The organism is Spirillospora sp. NPDC049652 (assembly GCF_040675125.1).
Classification (GTDB): Bacteria; Actinomycetota; Actinomycetes; order Streptosporangiales; family Streptosporangiaceae; genus Spirillospora.
Window position 1 is genome coordinate 1 of record NZ_JBFAOF010001521.1, and the last position, 1,158, is coordinate 1,158.

Below are 1,158 nucleotides of genomic sequence, written 5' to 3' on the forward strand. Positions count from 1 at the left end.
GAAGTCGGGCAGGTCGGCCGGGAGCGCGGCGGGCTTCGGCAGGACGGGCCGGTCCGGGGCGGGCGCGAGCTCCGAAGCTGGCGCGGGGGCGGGGGCGGGCAGCCGTGAGGCGTCGTTCGCGCCGGGGGCGCGCGGGTCCAGGGACGGGTCGTTGCGCAGGATCCGCTCGTGCAGGCCGGTCAGCTCCGGACCGGGCCGGACGCCGAGTTCGGCCGCGAGGACGCGCCGCGCCTCGCCGTAGGCGGCGAGCGCCTCGGCCTGCCGCCCGCACCGGTACAGGGCCGTCATCAGCAGGGCGTGGACGCGCTCGTCCAGCGGGTGCTCCCCGGCGAGCAGGCCGAGCTCGGCGACCGCCGCGGCGTGCCGTCCGAGGGAGAGGTCGAGGTCGAGGCGGGTCAGCAGGGCGTCGAGGCGGCGTCCGGCGAGCCGGGTGCGCCAGGCGTCGGCGTCCGGGCCGGGAACGCCGGCCAGCGGGACGCCCTCGAACGACGCCAGCGCGGCGTCCAGCAGGCGGCGGCGGGCGGCGGGGCATTCCTCCAGGTCGGCCTTGGCGAGGGCGGCCTCGAACATCCGGGCGTCGACGGCCTCGTCCGGGACGGGCAGGGCGTACCCGTCGCCGTCCGAGAGGAGGATCTCGGGGCGGGACCGGTCGCGTTCGAGGGTCTGCCGCAGCCGGGACGCGTAGGTGCGGACGGTCCCGACGGCGCGGGCGGGCGGTTCGTCCCCCCAGAGGGCGGCGACGATCCGGTCCATCGGCAGGCCGCGCCCGCCCGCGGCGAGCAGGGCGGCGACGAACGCGCGCTGCTGCGGGCCGCCGAGCGGCAGTTCCGTGCCGTCCCGGAAGGCGCGCACCGGGCCCAGCACGGCGAACCGGAGGTCCCGATCACTGTCCATAAACGCCCATTCTGGACCAATTGCGGTGATCGGTGGGCGCTGTCGGGAAAGCAACTCCCTGACCGGTCCCCGGGCCGGACACCCGGCCCGCGCCCCGCTCATGAGCTGCGACGATCTACTCTTTCCCGATGGACACGCCGACCGCGCCCCTGCGGTTCGGCCTTCTCGGGCCGCCACGGGGGCGGCGCGGGAACGCCGAGCTCGACCTCGGCTCGCCCCAGCAGCGCGCGCTGCTCGCGGTCCTGCTGCTCCGCGAGGGCGCGC

1 protein-coding gene is annotated in these 1,158 nt (G+C 77.5%); it reads right to left on the bottom strand.

From position 1 onward, the window contains the following. Positions 1-894 (bottom strand): AfsR/SARP family transcriptional regulator (locus AB0J52_RS41625; RefSeq protein WP_500188802.1); only part of this gene is annotated, 894 nt, incomplete at its 3' end. Between the last annotated feature and the right edge of the window lie 264 nt (positions 895-1,158).